The organism is Thermosipho melanesiensis BI429, assembly GCF_000016905.1.
GTDB classification, from domain to species: domain Bacteria; phylum Thermotogota; class Thermotogae; order Thermotogales; family Fervidobacteriaceae; genus Thermosipho; species Thermosipho melanesiensis.
The window spans coordinates 559,001-578,335 of the sequence record NC_009616.1 but is presented as its reverse complement, the minus strand read 5'-3'; the positions used below and the strand labels follow the sequence as shown (position 1 = coordinate 578,335).

Below are 19,335 nucleotides of genomic sequence, written 5' to 3'. Positions count from 1 at the left end.
TCAAAAAGGTAAAAAGTTTTGTGTTATTTTTGCCATTTCTTCTTCACGTATTTTTTCAATTTTTTCCATTAATTCATTTATTCCTGCTATTAGTAAATCATTTAATGTTTCAGTATCTTCTAATAAATCCTCGTCAATTTCGATATCTTTAACTTTTCTATCTGCTGTGGCAAAGATTTTTATTGCGCCACCACCAACACTTACATCTACTTCAACATTAGAAAAACCTTCTTCAACTTCTTGAAGTTTTTTTTGCATCTCTTCTTGAAGTTTTTGTAATTGATTCATAGATTTTCCTCCAAGGTTTTTGCCACCAAAACTCTTTAATTTTTTCATTTTTAAACCTCCTTAATATGTATTTTCATAATATTCAAATCCGTCTGTTTTTAAAATTTTTTGTTCATTTGTAACTAAAAATATTTCTGCATTTTCTTTGGGTAATATAGTTCGTGTGTACAGCCATTTATCCTTTCCTAAAATAAAAGCGGCTGTAGAAAAAGCATCAGCTTTTATTGCGTCATCTGCAATAACTGTTGCACTTATAGCTCCTAATGCAGGATAACCTGTATTTCTATCAAGTAAATGGTGATATCTTTTTTCGCCTATTTCAAAATATCTTTCATAATCTCCACTAGTTGCAACTGCCCCATTTTTTAAATATATATAGTCTATACTGTCATTTCCTCTAGGATTTCTAATACCTATAATCCAATAGTCTTTTCCAAATTTTGGGCCTAAAATCCTTATATCTCCGCCTGCTTCAATAAAACCTGTGCACTCTCTATCAGCTTCTTTAGCAATTTGATAAGCTCTTTCAAGTGCATAACCCTTTGCTATTCCACCTAAGTCAAACCAAACGCCATTGGTTTTTATCTTTCTGTTTTTGTAATCTATCTCTACCTTTTCAAAGCCAGAATTTTCCAAAGCATTTTTTATTTCTTCGTTATTTGGAACTTTAAATTGTTTATCTTCTTCTGAAAATTTATCAAATCCCCAAAGTTTGATAAGTCTTCCAAGAGTTGGGTCAAAAGAACCTCTAGTCATTTTTGCATACTGTAAAGACAAATCTATAACTGCGAATGTTTCGTCATCAACTTCTACCCAATCAGTGCTATTATTTAACTTGTAAATAACCGATTCAGGGTTATAAGGATTAAATTTTTTTGTAATTCTATCAAATTCTTGGAATATTTCCCTAGCAATAATTGAGGCGTTGGCTTTTGTAGATATTCTTAGTTGTACATAAGTTCCAAGCGAAAAAGTTTCAAAAGTTTCATACCTGGATGTTTTCTTAAAAAATACTACTACAACTAAAACTATAATAATCATTGAAATTAATAAAATAGTAGAAGCTAGTGAAATTTTTGATAGTTTATTCAAATCACTACTACTTCTCTTCCGCATACTTTACATTTTCCTCCTTCTGTAAGATTTTTTATTTCTACATTATATCCTTCCCTCACAATTAACTCTGTATAGCAATCGGGACAAAAAGTTGTCTCGAATTTCTTGTCAAAAACATTTCCTAAATATACAAAATTCAAAAATTCTTTTGCAATATAGTACAAACTTTCTAATTTTTTAATGGGTGTAGGAGGAATTTCGTATTTGTATGCAGGGAAATACCTTGTAAGGTGTAATGGAATATCCCTGTTAATTTTTGAAATATCCTCAAATATTTTTGATAATTCTTCTTCGTTATCATTTTTGCCTGGAATTACAAGGATTGTAATTTCAACATGTATATTTTTGGATTTTACAAATTCAATCACTTTTAAAATATGATTGTAGCTTCCACCAAATTCCTTGTAAAAACTTTCTGGACCTTTTAAATCGATATTTAAGGCATCAACATTTTGTATTAAAACTCCCAATGGTTCAAACTCAATATAACCGTTGGTTACCAATACGTTATACAATCCCTCTTTATGTGAGATACGGCTCGTGTCAAGAACAAATTCATATCCAACTATGGGTTCGTTGTATGTGAACGCTATACCATTCGAGTTACTATTTTTAGCCATTTCTACCACTTGTAATGGTGTAACGTTCTTTACACTAGGTATACTTTGTGAGATTTCCCAATTTTGACAAAAGTTACATCTAAAATTACATCCCCACATTCCTATTGAAAAGACTTTGTCTTTTGGTTTAAAATGATAAAGAGGTTTTTTTTCAATAGGGTCCATAGCTATTGCGCTAATTTCGCCATAGTTTAAAGTATACAAAACTCCATTTTTGTTTTTTCTCACCCTACAAAATCCTGTTTGATTTTCTTTTAAGAAACAATTTCTTGGACAAAGTTTGCATATTAATCCCCCATCCGTTTCTTCAAAAAAAGTAGCCATTTTTTTCATAATTAACACCACCCTTTAAAATTATACCACAAAAAACTTTTAAAGTTTTTTGTAATATATCCGATAAAATAAATGTCCAAGGCACTCTGAAAAACACACACGGAGGTGGGTAAGGTATGAGGATAAATCATAACATAAGTGCATTAAATGCGTGGAGAAGTATAGGACAAACAAACATGTCCATGTCAAAGACATTAGAAAGACTTTCTTCAGGTCTTAGGATTAATAGAGCAGGAGACGATGCAGCGGGTCTTGCAATAAGTGAAAAGATGAGAGGACAAATTAAGGGTATTAACATGGCAATAAAGAACTCACAAGATGCTATTTCATTGATTCAAACAGCAGAAGGGGCGTTAACAGAAGTACATTCTATTTTACAAAGAATGAGAGAATTAGCAGTTCAAGCATCCTCAGACACAAATACAGATGTTGATAGGAATCAAATTCAAGCAGAACTTGACCAATTAAGAGAAGAAATTGACAGAATTGCAAGAACAACAGAATTTAATACCAAAAAATTGCTTGATGGTAAACTCGAAAGCTTCAGGGCAGATGTGGATGCAAAGGTAGTTACTGGTGGAAATATTAATCTTCAACTTGGAGATGTAAGTTCTGCAGCTACAGAAGGGACATATATAGTAGAAGTTGGTCAATTGAATGGTTCTGAAACTTCAGCACTTGATGTAAAGATTACGTTGATAACTGCTGGAGGAACATCTTCGACAGTTGTCACCTTGGGTGCAAATAGTGCATCATTAGGGAATATTACATTTACCTGGGATTCATCTGTATTCAGCCTTTCTGATTTTGGAGGGGCATTACCAAGTGGAGAAGTAGTAGATAGTGCTGTTGTTAGGGTTGAAGCGGTAAACACAGCGGCAAATCAATTGATATTCCAAATAGGTTCAAACGAAGGACATAATATGCTTACAGGAATAGATGATATGAGTGCAGGGGCATTAGGAATAACAACAACATCACTTGATGTAACGACACAAGATGCGGCAGAAAAGGCAATAATGGTAGTAGACGCAGCGATTCACAAAGTAAGTTCACAAAGGGCAGCACTTGGTGCGGTACAAAACAGGTTGGAACACACAATAGCGAACTTAGGAGTAGCGGCAGAGAACTTGACAGCAGCAGAAAGCCGTGTAAGAGATGCAGACATGGCAAAAGAGATGATGGAGTTTACAAAGCAGCAAATACTCTTACAAAGCAGTATGGGGATGCTTGCACAGGCCAATGCACAACCACAAAATGTATTACAACTCTTGAGATAATAAAGTGGGCCAAAACGGCCCACTTTATTTTTCAAAATTTTCCGATAATCTCCAATATTCTTCTGCTAGAATAGAAAAGCATAGTAAATCCCAAAATTTTCCTTTAAAAAAAATTCCTTGTCTTTCTAGGCCTTCTTTTAAAAAGCCACAACCTTTTAAAATTTCTATTTTATCTTTTTCGTATTCAGGAACTTTTATATAAATTCTATTTAAATTTAAAAATTCAAAGGATTGTTTCATTAATAACTTTAGGCTATCTTCTAAATATTGATTTGAGATGTTGAAAATAACTTCTGTGCTTCTATTAATCCAATCTAAATTTTTTAGGAAAATTTTTCCTATGTTTTCTTTATCCTTTTCAAGTTGGAAATACACATCTGAGTTTTTATTCAATCCATCAATTATTTTTATCTTTATATCATTCATTTTCTATCCCTCCAGATAAAAATTCCCTTATACCAATACTTCTGACATGAATAAAATCTTCTTCTAAATCTTTTAAATCTTCTATTCTTAAAAGTTTTGTTTTTTTGTTTTCTGAAAAAGTTACATATACAAATCTTTCATATTCTTTCCAAAATTCTTCAATAGTACCAAGAAACTTCATTAACCCATTTTCTAAAATTAATATCCTATCACATATTCTTTCTACTTCTTCATCTTCATGAGTTATATACAAAATAGTTTTCCCACTCTTTTTTAAATCTAAAATTTTGTTGGTTATAATTTTTTTGGATTCTACGTCTAAACCACTTGTTGGTTCATCAAGTAATATAATATCAGGTTCTATCAAAAGGGATATAGCCATGGAAAGTCTTTGTTTTAATCCTTTTGATAACTCATTAGGTCTTTTTTTTGTATGTTCTTCAAGTTTAAAGAATGAAATCTCATGTTTTATTTTTTCATCTCCTATATTTCTCAACTTTGCAAAATACTTTAAATTTTCGAGTAATGTTAATTCTGGTATTAATATTGGTTTTTCAGGTATGTATGAAATTAAATGTGAGTTTAAATATATGTTTCCCTCAGTTGGTTTTAATATACCAGAAATTATTTTCAACAATGTTGTTTTTCCACTGCCATTTTTGCCTATTACTCCAATTACTTCACCTTTGTGTGCGAAAAAACTTACTTTTTTTAAAACCCAAGTGTTTCCATATCTTTTTCCTACATTCTTTACATCAATCACGGAATATTAACCTCCACGTAAACATATTCTTTTCCATTATTCGTTCCGCTTTTTACCGCTGGATAACTACTTTTAACTAGTGTTAAATCAATATCCGAATTGAGGTATTTTATAATAAACTTATCATTTGTTATATTTATTACATAACCGTTTGATGATAAATCTGTATTAATAAACCCTCTTTTATAGAGCTCAAACACCACATTTTTACCATCTAATTCTTGTTTATTGAATTCTTCGGGGTAAAGTAAAAGTGCTTGTTCCAATGAAGTGGATAGATTTCTAAGGTTCATAGCAACCTGTGTTGCTTTTGCCTTTGCAACTGCCCTTAATGCCACTGGAGTTGCAACTGATAGCAATGCAGAAATAACCGCTAAAACTATTAACAACTCTACTAAAGTAAATCCTTTTTTCATATTTGTCATCCTCTCAAGCTCTTACTGGTAAAACAATATATAAATATTCGTTAACATCTTTTGAATTTATTTGCATAGGACTAAGGTCATCAACAAAATTAAAAACCACCTCATCTTCTTCTATCTTTTTTACAGCTTCGTTTAAAAATTTTGGATTGAAATTTATGGATAAATCTTCTCCTTCTTGTTCAATGGAAATTTCTTCGTTTACTTCACCATATTCTGGACTTTGACTGTTTAATACCAGGATATTGTCATTGATTTGCAATCGTACTTTTTCATCGCCTCTTTTTGAGATTATCATTATCCTCTTCAATGCTTCAAGGAACTCTTCTTTATTAAATATTATTCTTGTTTTAAATACCTTAGGTAGAACTCTTTTGTAGTCTGGAAATACCTCCTCAACTATTCTCATTATAACCGTTATATCTCCGGCACTTATCCATACTTTTTTGTGGTCAAATTTTACGGTTAATATAGGTTCATCAGTTTGTTTAATTAAATTATCTAACTCTTTCATGCTTTTTAAAGAAAGTATGAAATCAAAATCCGCATCTATATTCACTTTTTGTTCTGTCAAGGCTAATCTATAACCATCACTGGCAACAAGCCTTAAATATCCACCTTTTGCTTCCCAGTAAACTCCATTTAAAGCTCTCATTGCACTTTCAGTAGAAGCGCAAAATAAAACTCTATCAATCATTTCTGATAATATTGATGTTTCCAATTCAAATTTTATACCAGATTCCTCTAATTCTATTTGTGGGAATTTGTCAGGTTCCGAATGTGTTGAAAGATTAAATGAACTTTTTCCACTTTTTAAAACGAGTTTTCCCATATCATAGCTAAACAATATTTGTTCTGTATCAACGTTTTTTACTATTTCCTCTAATAATTTTGCGTCTACTGCGAATTTTCCATTACCGTTAATTTCATAAACATTTAATTTTGAGATGACAAATGTTTGCATATCTGTGGCGTATATTTGTGTTTCATTTTCAAGGGAAAAAAGCAGACACTGCAAAATAGGGTCTACTGTCTTTGATCCTACTGCATTTGCTGCTACTGATATTTTCTTTTCTAATTCACTTTTATTTATTAGGAAACTTAACATCAAATCCCTCCTTATAATGTCTTTTCTTAATATTTTACCACAAATTTGTGATAAAATAAAAAAGAGGTGATATGATGATAGCTTTTATAGGGGAAAGTTTAGTAGATTTAATATCAAGTGATGGTGAAAATTTTACTAAAAGAATAGGGGGAAGTCCATTAAATATTGCACGCAATTTAAATCAATTTAACATAAAAACGGTGGTAATTTCAAGGGTGGGGAATGATTTTTTTGGAAAAGAAATAATTCAAACGCTTGAAGGGGAAAATATTAAAACCAATTACATACAAGTTGGTAGTGGAAATACCTCTACGGTTATAGTGTTTGCTTCTAAAGGTACGCCTGATTTTATCCCTTACAGAGATGAAGATATGAACTTGGAAATTCCAAACTTAGATTTTGAAAAATTTGAATTTATTCATTTAAGTTGCTGGGCTATTACAAATGGAATTGAAAAAATAAAACATATTTTGACTAAAACTAAAATTGCATTTGATCCCAATTGTAGGAAGAAAATTTTTCCATGTAAAAAGATAAATCTTGATTTTGTGTACGAGGTTTTAAAAAATACTTTTATTGTAAAGCCTTCACTTGATGATGCTAGGGAAATTTTTGGGCCATTACCAAGAACAAGATATATAGAGTTATTACACGATTTTGGAATAAAATACGTTATTTTAACAATGGGAGAGGAAGGTGCGTTAGTTTCAGATGGCAAAAAGATAGAACATATAAAAATTCCAGCAAAAAAAGTTGTTGATACAACAGGAGCAGGAGATGCTTTTTGGTCTGGGATTTATTATGGATTATTAAACAACTTTTCAATATTTAAAGCGGCATTATTTGGAACAATAATTTCATTGCATGTTATTGGAGAAGTAGGAGGGGTTGTAAAACTAAAGGATATATCAGAATATCTTGAAGAGGTGGAAAGATATGAAAATAGCGTTCTTTAATCCACAAGGAAATTTTGACAAAAAAGATAGCCACCTTACGGAGCACCCAGATTTTGGGGGTCAACTGATATATGTTAAAGAATTAGCAAAAGCTATGGGAAAAATGGGGAATAAAGTAGATATTATTACAAGAAAAATAATTGACAAAAAATGGCCGGAGTTTTCAGGTGACTTTGATTATTACCCAGATGCTGAAAACGTAAGGATTGTAAGAATTGCATTTGGAGGAGATAAATTTTTAAATAAGGAAAGATTATGGGACTTTTTGGGTGAATATGTAAAGAACATATATAGATTTTATCAAAAGGAAGGGTTTCCAGATTTTGTTACTACTCATTATGGTGATGGTGGTATTGCAGGAGCAATGTTTAAGAAACTAACCCACATTCCTTACTCGTTTACGGCTCATTCTCTCGGCGCACAAAAAAAGGATAAATTCAAAAATGCAAAAGATGCAGAGGAAAGATACAGGTTTTCAATAAGGATTAGCGCGGAAAAGGTTGCAATGAAATATGCAAGTTTTATTGTAACAAGTACACAACAAGAAAAAGAAGAACAATATTCGCACAACGAGTATATAGATGTATACCCTGAGATAAAAGATAAGATATTTGTAATACCACCTGGGGTAAATACAAATATTTTTTATCCCGATGATACAGATGAATATAAATTTTCAAAGCTGCCAATTATAGTTTCAAGCAGGTTAGACCCAAAAAAAAACATTGAATTTGTTATAGAAAGCTTCAACAAATATTTAAAAGACGGTTTTGAATTGATTATTGTACTGAGAAAAAAACCGGAAGAATACACAGGATATGAAAGGCAATTAATTGAAAAAGCCAAAAAAGCTAAAGGTAAATTTTTAGTAATCACTTCCCAAAAAGAATTGGCAAAGTTATATAACTCTGCAGCAAAACATAGAGGTATATTTGCCTTAACATCACATTATGAACCTTTTGGCCTTGCAATAATAGAAGCAATGGCATGTAAATTACCGGTGATTTCAACAAGAAATGGGGGACCTGTAGAAATATTAGATAACGGAAAGTATGGGCATCTTGTTTCAACGCATGAAGAATTCAAGGAAGCAGCGTTGAAAATAAAAGATAATTACGAAAAATTGAGCGAAGAAAGTTATAAAAGAGTAATGGAAAAGTATACATGGGAAAGGTGTGCAAAAGAATATCTGAATTTGATAGAAAAGGAAAATGTAATTCTTCCAGAATTTTTTGAAAAACAAATGGGGTGAGTAAATGCAGAAATTTTACCTTATTCTCATTACCGTATTTGGAATATTGTTTTTATTTACATTTTTTTCATACGAAAACGTAAAGGAAAAATATGAATATGCGCAAAAGTTAAATAAAGCGTATGAGATGTTTGTAAACGGTGATGTGAGGTTTGAGGATTATATTACAAAGAACAAATTAGACGAACTAAATTATTTATTAGAAAGGAAGTAGGTATGAAGGACGTACAAAGTGAAAAGGATACCAGAGAAATTCCATTAAAACATGTTGGAATAAAAAAATTGAAATATCCCGTACAGGTGCTTGATAGGGAAAATAAGGTTCAAAATACAGTAGCAGATATAAATATGTATGTAGATCTTCCAAAGGATTTTAGAGGAACGCACATGAGCAGGTTTTTGGAAGTGTTTAACAAATTTCATTTAAAAATAGACCCTAAAACGATTAAAAAGATTTTAGACGATTTAAAACAAACATTAAAAGCGCAAAGTGCAAAAATTGAGATAATGTTCCCGTATTTTTTAAAGAAAAAAGCACCTGTAACAAAAATAGAAAGCTACATGGAATATTTATGTGGTTTTAGTGCATATGATGGTCCACAAAAATGTGAATTTTATACAATAGTTGAAGTCTCAGTTCAAACATTGTGTCCATGTTCAAAAGAGATAAGTAAATATAATGCACACAATCAAAGAGCGAACGTAAGGATAGAGGTAGAAACTTCTGAACTTGTATGGTTTGAGGAACTTATAGAAATTGCTGAAGATTCCGCAAGTGTTCCTTTATTTTCGCTGTTAAAAAGACCAGATGAAAAGTTTGTTACAGAAAAAGCCTATGAAAATCCAAAATTTGTTGAAGATGTGGCAAGGGATATAGCAATCAGGTTAAAAGATAATCCAAAGATTAATTGGTTTAAGGTTGAGGTGGAAAGCTACGAATCAATACATAATCATAATGCATTTGCATGTGTAGATTCAACAATAATGGAGGTGTAAGTGTGAACGAACAAAAAATTTTAACATTACTTGGTTTTGCCTCAAAAGCAAAAAAATTGGTATATGGTAAGGATAATATAAGAGACTATATAAAAAATACTAAATTAAGGAATAAAATAATAGTAATGGCAAAAGATACAGGTGAAAGAGTAAAAAAAGACGTGAAAATAAGATGTGAAATTTCTAATGTTCCATATATAGAAATTGCAACAAAAGAAATTTTATCAAAGGCTACGGGGATGTTCAACATATCCGTTTTAGGGGTTTTAGATGAAAGTATGGTGAAAAGTATATTAGCTTTTTCCAAAGAGGGGGGGAACAATGAAAATATTAACTCTTAATGAATATTCTCTTATTGATTTTGTAAACTTGGTAAATAAAGTCTTTCAAGATTACACTGTGCCAGTAAATTGGAATGTGGTAAATTTTGAAATGGATGTTAGGGAAAATTCTATTTCACTTGAAGATAGCTTCATATTTTTAAAAGGACAAAAACCAGTGGGATTTATAGTAAATAGCATAAGGCATGAAAGGGCGAGAATTGATGCGATGGGAGTAATAAGAGAAGAGAGGGGTACTGGAACAGCAAGTTTTATCTTAGAACATGCTACAAACTACCTAAAATGGAAAGGTATTCAAAACATATCTTTGGAAGTAATTACAAAAGATTTAAGGGCATACAAATTCTATGAAAAACACGGTTTTAGAGAAATAAGAAAATTGCATCTAATGGTAAAAAAAGATATGGATTTTGAACCTGTGGAATTTCGGGCTATAAAGGTGGAACCAAGGTATGTGTATACAGTTTCTTTAAACTTACAACTTTCTGGTAGAAAGCCGAACTGGCAAAGAGAACCAGTTACTTTACTACTTGCAGATGGTAGATACAAATATGTAAGATTAATAACTAAGAATACAGAGGGCTACCTTGTGTGGGGGAAAAATGAAGATAACAGTGTGTACATTGTAGATATGGGAACCAAAGAAGAGTGGAATGAACTTGCAAAATGTGCGCTAAACTTTTTAAATACCGAAACAAATTGCAGTATTGTTTCTGCAACTTCTGTTCCTGAAGATGATCCATTATTTAATGCACTAAAAGAAAATGGTTTTGAATCAATTTTAACCCAATCTGAAATGCGTAAAAAATTGTAATGAAAGGGGATATTTATGGAGAAACTTAAAAATCATTTAAAAAGATTATCTAAATTTGAAAATGCCCTAGCCCTTCTACATTGGGATATGGAAACGTATATGCCATCGAATGCTGCGGAAAGAAGGGCAAAGATAATAGGGGAAATATCAACTTATGTTTTTGAAGAATTTGTTTCTGAGAAAACAAAAGAATATTTAGAATCAGCAAATCCGAAAACTTCAGAAGATGAAGCTATAATAAGACTAGTAAAAAAAGAGTTGGAAAAGGTTGAAAAAATTCCACCAAAGCTTTTTAAAGAACTTCAAATTGCAAATGCATTGTCACAGCAAGCATGGCAAAAGGCAAAGGAAAAGGCAGCATTCAATATATTTAAACCTCATTTGGAAAAGGTGGTTAAACTTCAAAAAGAAGTAATAGAACATATTGGCTATGAAAAGAATAGATATGACACACTTTTAGACAATTACGAACCTGGACTTAAAACAGAAACATTAAAAAAGATCATACCAACTCTTAGAAAATTTTTAGTGGATTTCGTAGATGAATTAGAGAATGGTGAAAAGCCAAACACAGATATTTTAGAAGGGGAATACGATGTAGAAAAACAAAGAGAATTTTCTTTAGAACTTTTGAAAATGCTAAACTATGATTTGACATCTGGAAGGTTAGATGCATCAGCACATCCATTTACAATTTCAATTTCTCATAATGATGTAAGGATTACTACTAGATTTGACAAATATGATATTAAAAATTCTATTTTTAGTACCATCCATGAATGTGGACATGCTTTATATGAACAAGGAATACCAGAAGAATACAGAGAGCTTCCTATTGGCGATGGGGCATCAATGGGAATACATGAAAGTCAGTCAAGGTTTTGGGAAAATATTGTGGGAAGAAGCTTAGAGTTTTGGAATTTTGTATATCCTACATTTGTAAAGTATTTCCCAAGGTTCAAAGATGTAGAAGTAGAAGAATTTTGGCGTGCAATAAATATTGTTGAAAGGTCTTTAATACGTACAGAAGCTGATGAGGTAACGTACAACCTTCATATTATGCTAAGATTTGAACTTGAAGAGGCGTTAATAAATGACAAAATAACCGTTGAAGAATTGCCAATGCTTTGGAATGAAAAGATGAAAGAATATTTAAATATAACACCAAAAAATAATGCTGAAGGTGTATTACAGGATGTTCACTGGGCACATGGCTCTTTTGGTTATTTTCCATCTTACATGTTGGGTAATTTATACGCATCGCAGATATTATTTGCTATGAAAAAAGATATACAGAATATAGAGGAAAAAATACAATCAGGTCAGTTTGATGAAATACTTTCATGGTTAAGAAATAAGATACACTCAAAAGGAAAAGTTCTTGAACCAAACGAACTTATTAAGGAAATTTCAGGTGAAGAGTTAAATCCTAACTACTTTGTAAGTTATATAAAAGAAAAATATTCAAAGGTTTATAGGATAACTCATTAGGTTATAAACGGTCTTTTTGTTACTAAAAGAGCAGCAAAAAATAGTCCAAGCCAAAAGGCTTGGACTTTTATTAGGGATGGACTCTATACAAGGTTCTTGGGAATGGTATAGCTTCTCTTATGTGTTCTAATCCAGCAATCCAAGCTATTGTTCTTTCTATACCCAACCCAAATCCACTGTGTGGGACAGAACCAAATTTTCTTAGGTCTAAATACCAATCGTATGCTTCCACTGGTAGGTTGAATTCTTTTAATCTTTCTACAAGTAAATCATAGTCGTGAATCCTTTGAGATGCACCTATTATTTCACCATAACCTTCTGGAGCAATAAGATCATCACAAAGAACCACGTCTGGATTTTCTGGATCTGGTTGCATGTAAAATGCCTTTGCTTTTCTTGGATAATGCGTTACAAAAACAGGTTTTTCAAATTGTTTTGCAATTTCCGTTTCTTCATCTCCACCAAAATCGTCTCCCCATTCTATATCGTATCCTTTCTTTTGGAGGAGTTTTACCGCTTCTGTATATGTAATCCTTGGAAATGGTGGTTCAATCTTTTCTAACTTGGATGTATCCCTATTTAGTGCGTGTAGATGTTCTGATGCATTTTCCAAAATGTATTTAATAATATAACTTACAAGATTTTCCTGAAGTTTTAAATTATCCTCGTGTTCATAATATGCTACTTCTGCTTCGTTCATCCAAAATTCTATTAAATGTCTTCTTGTTTTTGATTTTTCTGCCCTAAAGGTTGGTCCCAAATTAAAAACTTTTCCAAGTGCCATACATGCGGCTTCTAAATATAATTGCCCAGTTTGGGCAAGGTATACCTTTCCATAATCAAAGTAATCTATTTTAAATAAATTACCGGCAGATTCTCCTATTGCTCCTGTGAAAATAGGTGTATCAACTTGTATAAAGCCGTTTTCCCAATAAAATTTTCTAATGGCTTTTAACACAGTATCTCTAATATTTAAAATATGCATTTGTCTTCGTGAGCGGAGCCATAAATGTCTATGATCCATCAAATACTCTATACTATGATCTGGTTTATTGATGGGAAAATCTTCGCTAGGTATTTGTACAGGAGTTACATGAGTTGCGTGAATCTCTACACCACCTGGAGCTCTTTGTTCTTCTTTTACTATTCCCTTCACAATTAATGACGATTCCATTCTGAGTTTTCTTGTATTTTTAAACGTTTCTTCATCTACGGAAGATGCTTCAACCACCACTTGAACTATACCAGTACCATCACGCATGTTTATAAAAGCAATTTTCCCGCTACTTCTGCTTCTCCAGACCCATCCTCTTAACTCTACTTCTTTTCCAACGTAATTTTTTAAATCTCTAATGTAAACCCACATGCTTAACACCTCCTATTTTTACCAAGGCTTCCTTCCCGTTGGTTGCTTATAGCCATCTAGAACATCTTGAGCATAGTCTAAAATATCTTTTGAAAAAATAATTAGTCCACTTTCTCTAAATATTTCATTTATATATATCTTTTTTTCCCCACCAAGCCAAATTGCGGAGTTTTTAAGAATTTTAATCCTTATATCTTCAGTATTTAGACTTTTTATTTTCCAAAATAATTTGATTTTATCTATATAATCTTCCAAATCCTCTTTTAAAATCACTGTACCTTTATATCCCATCTCTTTTATTTTTTTTAACTCAAGCTCAGATTCTACAAAAATAGGGTATGTTGCATTTCTTGTATTTAAAGAGTATATGATTTCTGTATCGATTATTTTTCCATTGAATAAAGGTATAACTCCTGCGGTTAAAAGTCCTTTTGAAAATAATGAATACACATGTGCCGTAATAAAAGCAGAAGAATTTACCCTGTGAAATGGTTCTTTATCATCGATACTCAAAGAATCAAGAACACCAACCACATAAGCATCATAACCTTCATTTTTCAGTATATATCCCGCTGCAACTCCAGCATTATATGATAATGTTAAATCACCTAAACTTCCAAGACAAATTAATGAAACGTTCTTTAAAATATTTTCAAGTGGGATATACGCAATTTTAGCAGATAATAAGATCTGAAAATAAATTGTTAAGAATAAAAAAAACGCCATTTTGATCGTTCGAAGGGGCAATATAATCCGCCTCCCTTTTAAGTTCAGCCACAGCGTTTTCTACTGCTATGGAAATGTCAGCTATTTTGAACATAGAAATATCATTGTGATTATCTCCAAACACTACTAATTTTTCATTTATTTCCAATTTTTTTAGCAAAAATTTTAAAGCTTTTCCCTTGCTAACATTCTTTGGTACTATGTCTAAAAATATATCCATACTTTTAAAAGCGTCTACATTTAAATTCAACTTTTTTATTTTGTCTTTTAAAGTGTTTATCTTTTCTGAATGTGCTATTGATAGTATTTTTGTGGGGGTTTTTTTATAAATTAATTTTACCAAATCATCTACTATGTAGTAATCTACATCTGCATGCTTTGCATATGATTTTATTTCATCGTTATCTTCTTCTCCATAGAGTTTGTCATCAACATATACCTGTCTATGAACGTTTTCTTCTCTTAAAAAGCTAATTATCTTACTTGCATTATCGAAATCTATACTTTTTTCATATGCAACTCCTTTGTTTGGTAAATGAAGCATACCACCATTATATGCAATTATGGGATATTCTTTTTGAAAAAATTTGTTTATCACCTTTCTTACAGAAACAAGCATTCTACCACTTGCAAAGACGATTTTATGGCCACATTTTTCCAGCGATTTTAAAAATTCTATTGTTTCAGTTGAAATAGTATAATCTTTTTTTAAGAGGGTTCCATCTAAATCAAATACAAATACCATAAAATCACCTTTCTAGTTTTCTTTTAATTTCTAGTACTAATCCTTCAGCTGTAGCCAAATTTGTAGCAAGTGGTACGTTATGAACATCGCAAACTCTAAGAAGTGCAGAAACATCTGGTTCATGAGGTTGAGCAGTTAATGGATCTCTTAGGAAAATAACAAAATCAATTTCGCCATTTGCCACTAAAGCCCCTATTTGCAAATCTCCACCATATGGACCAGATTCTAATTTTGTTACTTTTAATCCTATTTTTTCCTCAATAATTTTACCCGTAGTTTTAGTGGCAAATAGCACACATTTTTCAAATACACTTTTCCATTCCTTTACAAACATAGCTAAATCGAGTTTTTTCTTATCGTGTGCAATTAGAGCAACTCTTAGCATTTTCTCACCTCACATATTTTCTCACCTCACATTATTATTTATTATATCACAGTTGTGATATAATAAATACGAATTTTTTATTAGGGGGGATGGTATGAAAAATTACAAAAAGTTGTTTTTACTTGGTTTTGGTTTTTTTGGTATTAGTATACTTTGGCCGTTGTACAATGCTTATGTACCAATATTTTTAAAAGATTTTTCACTTTCTTCAACAAGTATAGGTTTTGTTATGACAATTGATAATATTTTTGCTATTTTTATGCTACCACTTATTGGGGTATTAAGTGATCAGACACGCTCAAGATTTGGAAGAAGAATGCCGTATATCCTTATTGGAGCTCCTTTAGGTGCTTTGTTTTTCTCGCTTATACCCTTTGCAAGAACTCTCCACCTTTTGTGGTTTTTTATGTTGAACATCATATTCATGAATTTTTTTATGGCACTTTTTAGATCCCCTGTAATTGCATTAATGCCTGATATTACGCCTCCAAAATATAGAAGTCAAGCAAATGGCATAATTAATTTCATGGGAGGGTTAGGTGCACTTCTTGCTTATTTTGCTGGAAAGCCCCTCTATGATAAAAATTATGCATTGCCATTTTGGCTTGGTGCAATAATCATGTTAGTTGCTTCTCTTTTAGTGGTAATTTTTATTAAGGAGGATGAAAAATATAAAATAAGGACTGGAGAAAAAGTAAAATTTTCAAGTGTGTTTTCAAAAAGTTTTGGGGAATTAAAAATAAATCTTAAGGAAGTATTCTTTTCAAAGGAAAAAAGTTTACTAATGATTCTTATTGCTATTTTATTTTGGTTTGTTGGTTACAATGCATTGGAAACTTTTTTCACAAGTTATGCAAAATTTAGAGTTGGTATTAGTGAAAGTACTGGTGCGTTTATACTTGGATTTTTTTCGTTAACTTTTATGTTATTTTCCATACCAGCGGGTATTATTGGCTCAAAAATAGGCAGAAAAAAGACAATGACTATTGGGCTAATGATAGTTGCATTGATTTCTCTTTTAACTGTAATTTCAACTTATATTTTTAAAGATACTGGAACAATAACAAGATTATTATTTATATATTTTACATTAGGTGGTATAGGTTGGGCTATGGTTAATGTTAATTCTTTACCTACAGTTGTTGATATGACAAGTGAAGAAAAATTAGGAGGATATACGGGTCTTTACTACTTTTTCTCAATGAGTGCTAATATAATTGCTCCTCCACTTTCTGGTTTTTTCATAGATAAGTTGGGATATGATTCTTTGATATACTTTTCAACAGTTTCATTTGTAATTGCGACAATATTCCTTCAGTATGTACGAAGAGGAGATGTTAAGTAATTACATTTTTTACCAAAGAAACATTTACTACACAACGGTTTTTTTCTACAGTATTTTTTTGCGTGTTCTACTATTAATCCGTGAAATTCTTGATAAAGTCTTGTGTCTTTAGGATAGTTTTTATGAAACAATTCTTGTATTTTATCGTAATCTTCAATGTTTAAGCCATATATTCTTTTTAATAATCTTTTTGTATATGCATCAACAACAAAAATGGGAAATTCAAATGCATACAACAAAATGGAATCGGCAGTTTCTTTGCCGATTCCTTTAATTTTTAATAGTTTTTCCCTTAGATTTGGTTCTTTTTCCACATATTTTAGGTTAAAGTTGCGTTTTTTTAGAAAATTAAGTAAATTTTTAATCCTTTCTGCTTTTATATTGAAAAAACCTGCAGGTTTAATAATCTCTGCTAATTTTTCTTTTGGTGTGTCATAAAGGAAAAATAGTAAATTATCTTTTGTGGTAAATTTATAAATATTTTCCATTGCTTTTTCAACGTTCTTCCAATTGGTGTTTTGGGTTAGTATTGCAGTAATTAATATTTCAGTTGAAGTTCCTGGCCACCATTTTCCCAATTTTCCATATTCTTTTTTTAGTAAATTATACAAATTTTTCAAATTTATACCTCCGCTACTGCTTCTATTTCAATATCAGAATCCTTTGGAAGTTTTGAAACTTCTACAACAGCCCTTGCAGGTTTATGACCGTTGAGTAGTTTTTCGTAAATTTCGTTAAATTCAGAAAATTTTGAGATGTCTTTCATATAAACATTTACCTTTACAATTTTTTCAATAGAGCTACCCGCTTCTTTTAAAATTAATTCAATGTTTTTCATAATTATCTCTGTTTCTTTTTTTATGTTTCCTTTTATTAATTCACCAGAATCTGTTATTGGAAGTTGTCCAGATACAAATACCAGATTTCCCGTTTTAACGGCTATGGAATATGGACCTATAGCCTTTGGGCCATTTTTTGGATTAATTAATTGCATTTTTACACCTCCTGATTTTTTATTTTCTCAATCACATACTCTTCTATATTCCTCTCTTTCGAACTTATCTTTATCCCTATCAGATATATCTCTTTCCCTACGTATTTCTCATAATACCTCTTCTCTTTTATCTGTCTTATCCCTTCCCTTGCTCCTTTGTCTATCTTTATCTCAAATATGTATACCTTTCCCCTTTCTTCTATCACTATGTCACTCCTACCTATACTCGTTAATTCCTCTGCTGTCACATTCACTCCCGCTGACGCTATTATCGTGTATATCAATGAATGATAATATCTCTCTTCTCCCCTGTGTAAATTGTATGGTATACTGCTTATTATCCTCTTTATCTCTTCTATCATTCTTCTTATGTCATTTTTTTCTAACGACTTTATTATCTCTCTATTTACCTCTTTTATCTTTTCTTTTTCTACTCCATAATTTGCCTCTAATATTAACTTTGAAAAGCTGTTCCTCACTTCTATGTTCGGATAGTCTAATATGTATTCTTCTTCAAATCCATACCTTCTTACATCTTTAAATGTCAAATATCCCGCCTGGGCAAAGAATATGTTCGCATTCGCATCTTCTATCTCCCTCGTCGTAAAATCCATTGCACTTACCGGATATTTCACTAGCTCTTCATATGTCACTTTCCTCCCCTTTATGTATTCGTACAAAAACGATGGTGACCCACTTTCAAACCAATAGTTCTTAAATTCTCTCTCTTCAAAAAATCTCAATATCGAAAATGGATTGTATACACTCCTCCTCCCATCAAATGAAAATCCATTGTAGTATTCTTTCAGGTTCTCTATTAACTCTTCTTTCCCCATCCCTATCTCTCTTGCCGTCTCTTCTATGTGTTCTTTGAAATAATACTCTAGCTCCTCTTGTGTGTACCCTAGCATCTGTGAATATTTCTTGTTCAACGATATGTCATTCAAATTGTTTAATGCCGAAAATACCCCTGTCTTTGTAAACTTCGTTATCCCTGTCATAAAAACAAATTTTATGTATTCATCTTTCGATTTTATCGTAACGTAGAAATCCCTTAATATCTCTCTATACCTTTCTGCTTTCTCTTTGTTCGTTACATTGTCTAGTATCGGTTTCTCGTATTCGTCTACCAATATTACTACTCGCCCTTTTTGTGAAAGCTTTATTATCAACTCATTAAACGCAAATTTATAATCTTCCTCTTTTATTTCTATCCCATTCCTTTCCCCTTCTAATTTTATTATTTTTGCTAAGCTTTTTTTTAATCTTTCTTCGTTATCTGTTGCAACATCCAGTAAATTTATACGTACAATGGGATACTTTTTAAAATCCCACTTGTCGTATATGTATGTTCCTCTGAAAAGTTCTTTCTCCCCTTTGAATATGTAATACAACGTCGATATCGTTAAACTCTTCCCAAACCTCCTTGGTCGTGATAAAAAGTAAAACTTCCCACTTGTCATTAAATCATACAAATATTTTGTTTTATCTACATAAACATAATTTTCTTCTACTATTTCTCTATAATCCTGTACCCCTATCGGTAGCTTCTTCATTTCTACACCTCT

Annotated in this window: 23 protein-coding genes; 9 read left to right on the top strand and 14 right to left on the bottom strand. The window is 31.6% G+C overall.

The window, feature by feature from the left end; all coding sequences use genetic code 11:
* From TMEL_RS02820 to amrS, 3 genes are read right to left on the bottom strand one after another with little or no spacing between them, the layout of a single operon-like run.
* Entirely contained in the window at window positions 1-336 is a 336-nt protein-coding gene (locus TMEL_RS02820; RefSeq protein ID WP_012056770.1) for a YbaB/EbfC family nucleoid-associated protein, read from the bottom strand.
* A gap of 12 nt (window positions 337-348) precedes the next feature.
* Window positions 349-1,404 (bottom strand): FAD:protein FMN transferase, encoded by a 1,056-nt coding sequence (locus tag TMEL_RS02815; RefSeq protein ID WP_041425942.1) that lies wholly within the window; start codon window positions 1,402-1,404, stop codon window positions 349-351.
* Window positions 1,377-2,357 (bottom strand): AmmeMemoRadiSam system radical SAM enzyme, encoded by a 981-nt coding sequence (gene amrS / locus TMEL_RS02810; protein ID WP_012056768.1) that lies wholly within the window; start codon window positions 2,355-2,357, stop codon window positions 1,377-1,379. Before amrS ends, TMEL_RS02815 begins: the two co-directional genes overlap by 28 nt.
* A gap of 116 nt (window positions 2,358-2,473) precedes the next feature.
* Here amrS and TMEL_RS02805 point away from each other — a divergent pair, with 116 nt between their 5' ends.
* Window positions 2,474-3,637, top strand: a complete 1,164-nt coding sequence (locus tag TMEL_RS02805; RefSeq protein WP_012056767.1) for a flagellin N-terminal helical domain-containing protein — start codon at window positions 2,474-2,476, stop codon at window positions 3,635-3,637.
* 24 nt (window positions 3,638-3,661) lie between these two features.
* Here the strand turns inward: TMEL_RS02805 and TMEL_RS09910 are convergent, their stop codons facing one another.
* Genes TMEL_RS09910 through dnaN form a run of 4 tightly spaced genes read right to left on the bottom strand, consistent with a single transcriptional unit; the run spans window position 3,662 to window position 6,356 of the window.
* Complete coding sequence (locus tag TMEL_RS09910; protein WP_012056766.1) at window positions 3,662-4,063, bottom strand: GNAT family N-acetyltransferase; 402 nt, start codon at window positions 4,061-4,063, stop codon at window positions 3,662-3,664.
* Window positions 4,056-4,826: an ABC transporter ATP-binding protein gene (locus tag TMEL_RS02795; RefSeq protein WP_012056765.1), complete on the bottom strand. Its 771-nt coding sequence runs from the start codon at window positions 4,824-4,826 to the stop codon at window positions 4,056-4,058. Before TMEL_RS02795 ends, TMEL_RS09910 begins: the two co-directional genes overlap by 8 nt.
* Window positions 4,823-5,242 (bottom strand): type II secretion system protein, encoded by a 420-nt coding sequence (locus tag TMEL_RS02790; RefSeq protein ID WP_012056764.1) that lies wholly within the window; start codon window positions 5,240-5,242, stop codon window positions 4,823-4,825. Before TMEL_RS02790 ends, TMEL_RS02795 begins: the two co-directional genes overlap by 4 nt.
* 13 nt (window positions 5,243-5,255) lie before the next feature.
* Complete coding sequence (gene dnaN / locus TMEL_RS02785; protein ID WP_012056763.1) at window positions 5,256-6,356, bottom strand: DNA polymerase III subunit beta; 1,101 nt, start codon at window positions 6,354-6,356, stop codon at window positions 5,256-5,258.
* Window positions 6,357-6,427: 71 nt separating this feature from the next.
* Here dnaN and TMEL_RS02780 point away from each other — a divergent pair, with 71 nt between their 5' ends.
* From TMEL_RS02780 to TMEL_RS02750, 7 genes are read left to right on the top strand one after another with little or no spacing between them, the layout of a single operon-like run.
* The gene (locus tag TMEL_RS02780; protein WP_077277068.1) at window positions 6,428-7,312 is read left to right on the top strand and encodes a carbohydrate kinase family protein; all 885 of its coding nucleotides are present in this window, start codon (window positions 6,428-6,430) and stop codon (window positions 7,310-7,312) included.
* Window positions 7,293-8,564, top strand: a complete 1,272-nt coding sequence (locus tag TMEL_RS02775) for a glycosyltransferase (RefSeq protein ID WP_012056761.1) — start codon at window positions 7,293-7,295, stop codon at window positions 8,562-8,564. Before TMEL_RS02780 ends, TMEL_RS02775 begins: the two co-directional genes overlap by 20 nt.
* 4 nt (window positions 8,565-8,568) lie before the next feature.
* Window positions 8,569-8,778, top strand: coding sequence for a hypothetical protein (locus tag TMEL_RS02770; RefSeq protein WP_012056760.1), 210 nt, complete (start codon window positions 8,569-8,571; stop codon window positions 8,776-8,778).
* Between the two features lie 2 nt (window positions 8,779-8,780).
* Window positions 8,781-9,560 carry a GTP cyclohydrolase FolE2 gene (gene folE2, locus TMEL_RS02765; RefSeq protein WP_012056759.1) on the top strand — a complete coding sequence of 260 codons (780 nt, stop codon included), beginning with the start codon at window positions 8,781-8,783 and terminating at the stop codon, window positions 9,558-9,560.
* 2 nt (window positions 9,561-9,562) lie between these two features.
* Window positions 9,563-9,901, top strand: coding sequence for a L7Ae/L30e/S12e/Gadd45 family ribosomal protein (locus TMEL_RS02760; RefSeq protein WP_012056758.1), 339 nt, complete (start codon window positions 9,563-9,565; stop codon window positions 9,899-9,901).
* The gene (locus tag TMEL_RS02755) at window positions 9,882-10,715 is read left to right on the top strand and encodes a GNAT family N-acetyltransferase (RefSeq protein ID WP_012056757.1); all 834 of its coding nucleotides are present in this window, start codon (window positions 9,882-9,884) and stop codon (window positions 10,713-10,715) included. Before TMEL_RS02760 ends, TMEL_RS02755 begins: the two co-directional genes overlap by 20 nt.
* A gap of 15 nt (window positions 10,716-10,730) precedes the next feature.
* Entirely contained in the window at window positions 10,731-12,206 is a 1,476-nt protein-coding gene (locus tag TMEL_RS02750; protein WP_012056756.1) for a carboxypeptidase M32, read from the top strand.
* A gap of 70 nt (window positions 12,207-12,276) precedes the next feature.
* Here TMEL_RS02750 and asnS read toward each other — a convergent pair whose 3' ends face one another.
* From asnS to TMEL_RS02730, 4 genes are read right to left on the bottom strand one after another with little or no spacing between them, the layout of a single operon-like run.
* Window positions 12,277-13,572 (bottom strand): asparagine--tRNA ligase, encoded by a 1,296-nt coding sequence (gene asnS / locus TMEL_RS02745; RefSeq protein WP_012056755.1) that lies wholly within the window; start codon window positions 13,570-13,572, stop codon window positions 12,277-12,279.
* 18 nt (window positions 13,573-13,590) lie between these two features.
* Entirely contained in the window at window positions 13,591-14,298 is a 708-nt protein-coding gene (locus TMEL_RS02740) for a hypothetical protein (protein WP_012056754.1), read from the bottom strand.
* Window positions 14,246-15,043 (bottom strand): Cof-type HAD-IIB family hydrolase, encoded by a 798-nt coding sequence (locus tag TMEL_RS02735; RefSeq protein WP_012056753.1) that lies wholly within the window; start codon window positions 15,041-15,043, stop codon window positions 14,246-14,248. Before TMEL_RS02735 ends, TMEL_RS02740 begins: the two co-directional genes overlap by 53 nt.
* Before the next feature lie 4 nt (window positions 15,044-15,047).
* Entirely contained in the window at window positions 15,048-15,428 is a 381-nt protein-coding gene (locus TMEL_RS02730; RefSeq protein WP_012056752.1) for a methylglyoxal synthase, read from the bottom strand.
* Between the two features lie 94 nt (window positions 15,429-15,522).
* Here TMEL_RS02730 and TMEL_RS02725 point away from each other — a divergent pair, with 94 nt between their 5' ends.
* Window positions 15,523-16,773, top strand: coding sequence for an SLC45 family MFS transporter (locus tag TMEL_RS02725; RefSeq protein ID WP_012056751.1), 1,251 nt, complete (start codon window positions 15,523-15,525; stop codon window positions 16,771-16,773).
* Here the strand turns inward: TMEL_RS02725 and TMEL_RS02720 are convergent.
* Genes TMEL_RS02720 through TMEL_RS02710 form a run of 3 tightly spaced genes read right to left on the bottom strand, consistent with a single transcriptional unit; the run spans window position 16,743 to window position 19,323 of the window.
* Window positions 16,743-17,399 carry an endonuclease III domain-containing protein gene (locus TMEL_RS02720; protein WP_041425940.1) on the bottom strand — a complete coding sequence of 219 codons (657 nt, stop codon included), beginning with the start codon at window positions 17,397-17,399 and terminating at the stop codon, window positions 16,743-16,745. The genes TMEL_RS02725 and TMEL_RS02720 overlap by 31 nt on opposite strands.
* On the bottom strand, window positions 17,396-17,767 hold the full coding sequence (locus tag TMEL_RS02715; protein ID WP_012056749.1) for a Rid family detoxifying hydrolase: 372 nt from the start codon (window positions 17,765-17,767) through the stop codon (window positions 17,396-17,398). The genes TMEL_RS02720 and TMEL_RS02715 overlap by 4 nt, the downstream gene beginning before the upstream one ends.
* 2 nt (window positions 17,768-17,769) lie before the next feature.
* The gene (locus tag TMEL_RS02710; RefSeq protein WP_012056748.1) at window positions 17,770-19,323 is read right to left on the bottom strand and encodes an ATP-binding protein; all 1,554 of its coding nucleotides are present in this window, start codon (window positions 19,321-19,323) and stop codon (window positions 17,770-17,772) included.
* Between the last annotated feature and the right edge of the window lie 12 nt (window positions 19,324-19,335).

Coding starts and splice junctions, on each gene's coding strand:
- TMEL_RS02815 (WP_041425942.1), bottom strand. CDS start 1,404: ATGCGGAAGAGAAGTAGTAGTGATTTGAATAAACTATCAAAAATTTCA.
- amrS (WP_012056768.1), bottom strand. CDS start 2,357: ATGAAAAAAATGGCTACTTTTTTTGAAGAAACGGATGGGGGATTAATA.
- TMEL_RS02710 (WP_012056748.1), bottom strand. CDS start 19,323: ATGAAGAAGCTACCGATAGGGGTACAGGATTATAGAGAAATAGTAGAA.
- asnS (WP_012056755.1), bottom strand. CDS start 13,572: ATGTGGGTTTACATTAGAGATTTAAAAAATTACGTTGGAAAAGAAGTA.
- TMEL_RS09910 (WP_012056766.1), bottom strand. CDS start 4,063: ATGAATGATATAAAGATAAAAATAATTGATGGATTGAATAAAAACTCA.
- TMEL_RS02775 (WP_012056761.1), top strand. CDS start 7,293: ATGAAAATAGCGTTCTTTAATCCACAAGGAAATTTTGACAAAAAAGAT.
- TMEL_RS02750 (WP_012056756.1), top strand. CDS start 10,731: ATGGAGAAACTTAAAAATCATTTAAAAAGATTATCTAAATTTGAAAAT.
- TMEL_RS02740 (WP_012056754.1), bottom strand. CDS start 14,298: ATGGCGTTTTTTTTATTCTTAACAATTTATTTTCAGATCTTATTATCT.
- TMEL_RS02780 (WP_077277068.1), top strand. CDS start 6,428: ATGATGATAGCTTTTATAGGGGAAAGTTTAGTAGATTTAATATCAAGT.
- TMEL_RS02805 (WP_012056767.1), top strand. CDS start 2,474: ATGAGGATAAATCATAACATAAGTGCATTAAATGCGTGGAGAAGTATA.
- TMEL_RS02735 (WP_012056753.1), bottom strand. CDS start 15,043: ATGGTATTTGTATTTGATTTAGATGGAACCCTCTTAAAAAAAGATTAT.
- TMEL_RS02755 (WP_012056757.1), top strand. CDS start 9,882: ATGAAAATATTAACTCTTAATGAATATTCTCTTATTGATTTTGTAAAC.
- TMEL_RS02820 (WP_012056770.1), bottom strand. CDS start 336: ATGAAAAAATTAAAGAGTTTTGGTGGCAAAAACCTTGGAGGAAAATCT.
- folE2 (WP_012056759.1), top strand. CDS start 8,781: ATGAAGGACGTACAAAGTGAAAAGGATACCAGAGAAATTCCATTAAAA.
- TMEL_RS02730 (WP_012056752.1), bottom strand. CDS start 15,428: ATGCTAAGAGTTGCTCTAATTGCACACGATAAGAAAAAACTCGATTTA.
- dnaN (WP_012056763.1), bottom strand. CDS start 6,356: ATGTTAAGTTTCCTAATAAATAAAAGTGAATTAGAAAAGAAAATATCA.
- TMEL_RS02770 (WP_012056760.1), top strand. CDS start 8,569: ATGCAGAAATTTTACCTTATTCTCATTACCGTATTTGGAATATTGTTT.
- TMEL_RS02790 (WP_012056764.1), bottom strand. CDS start 5,242: ATGAAAAAAGGATTTACTTTAGTAGAGTTGTTAATAGTTTTAGCGGTT.
- TMEL_RS02715 (WP_012056749.1), bottom strand. CDS start 17,767: ATGCAATTAATTAATCCAAAAAATGGCCCAAAGGCTATAGGTCCATAT.
- TMEL_RS02725 (WP_012056751.1), top strand. CDS start 15,523: ATGAAAAATTACAAAAAGTTGTTTTTACTTGGTTTTGGTTTTTTTGGT.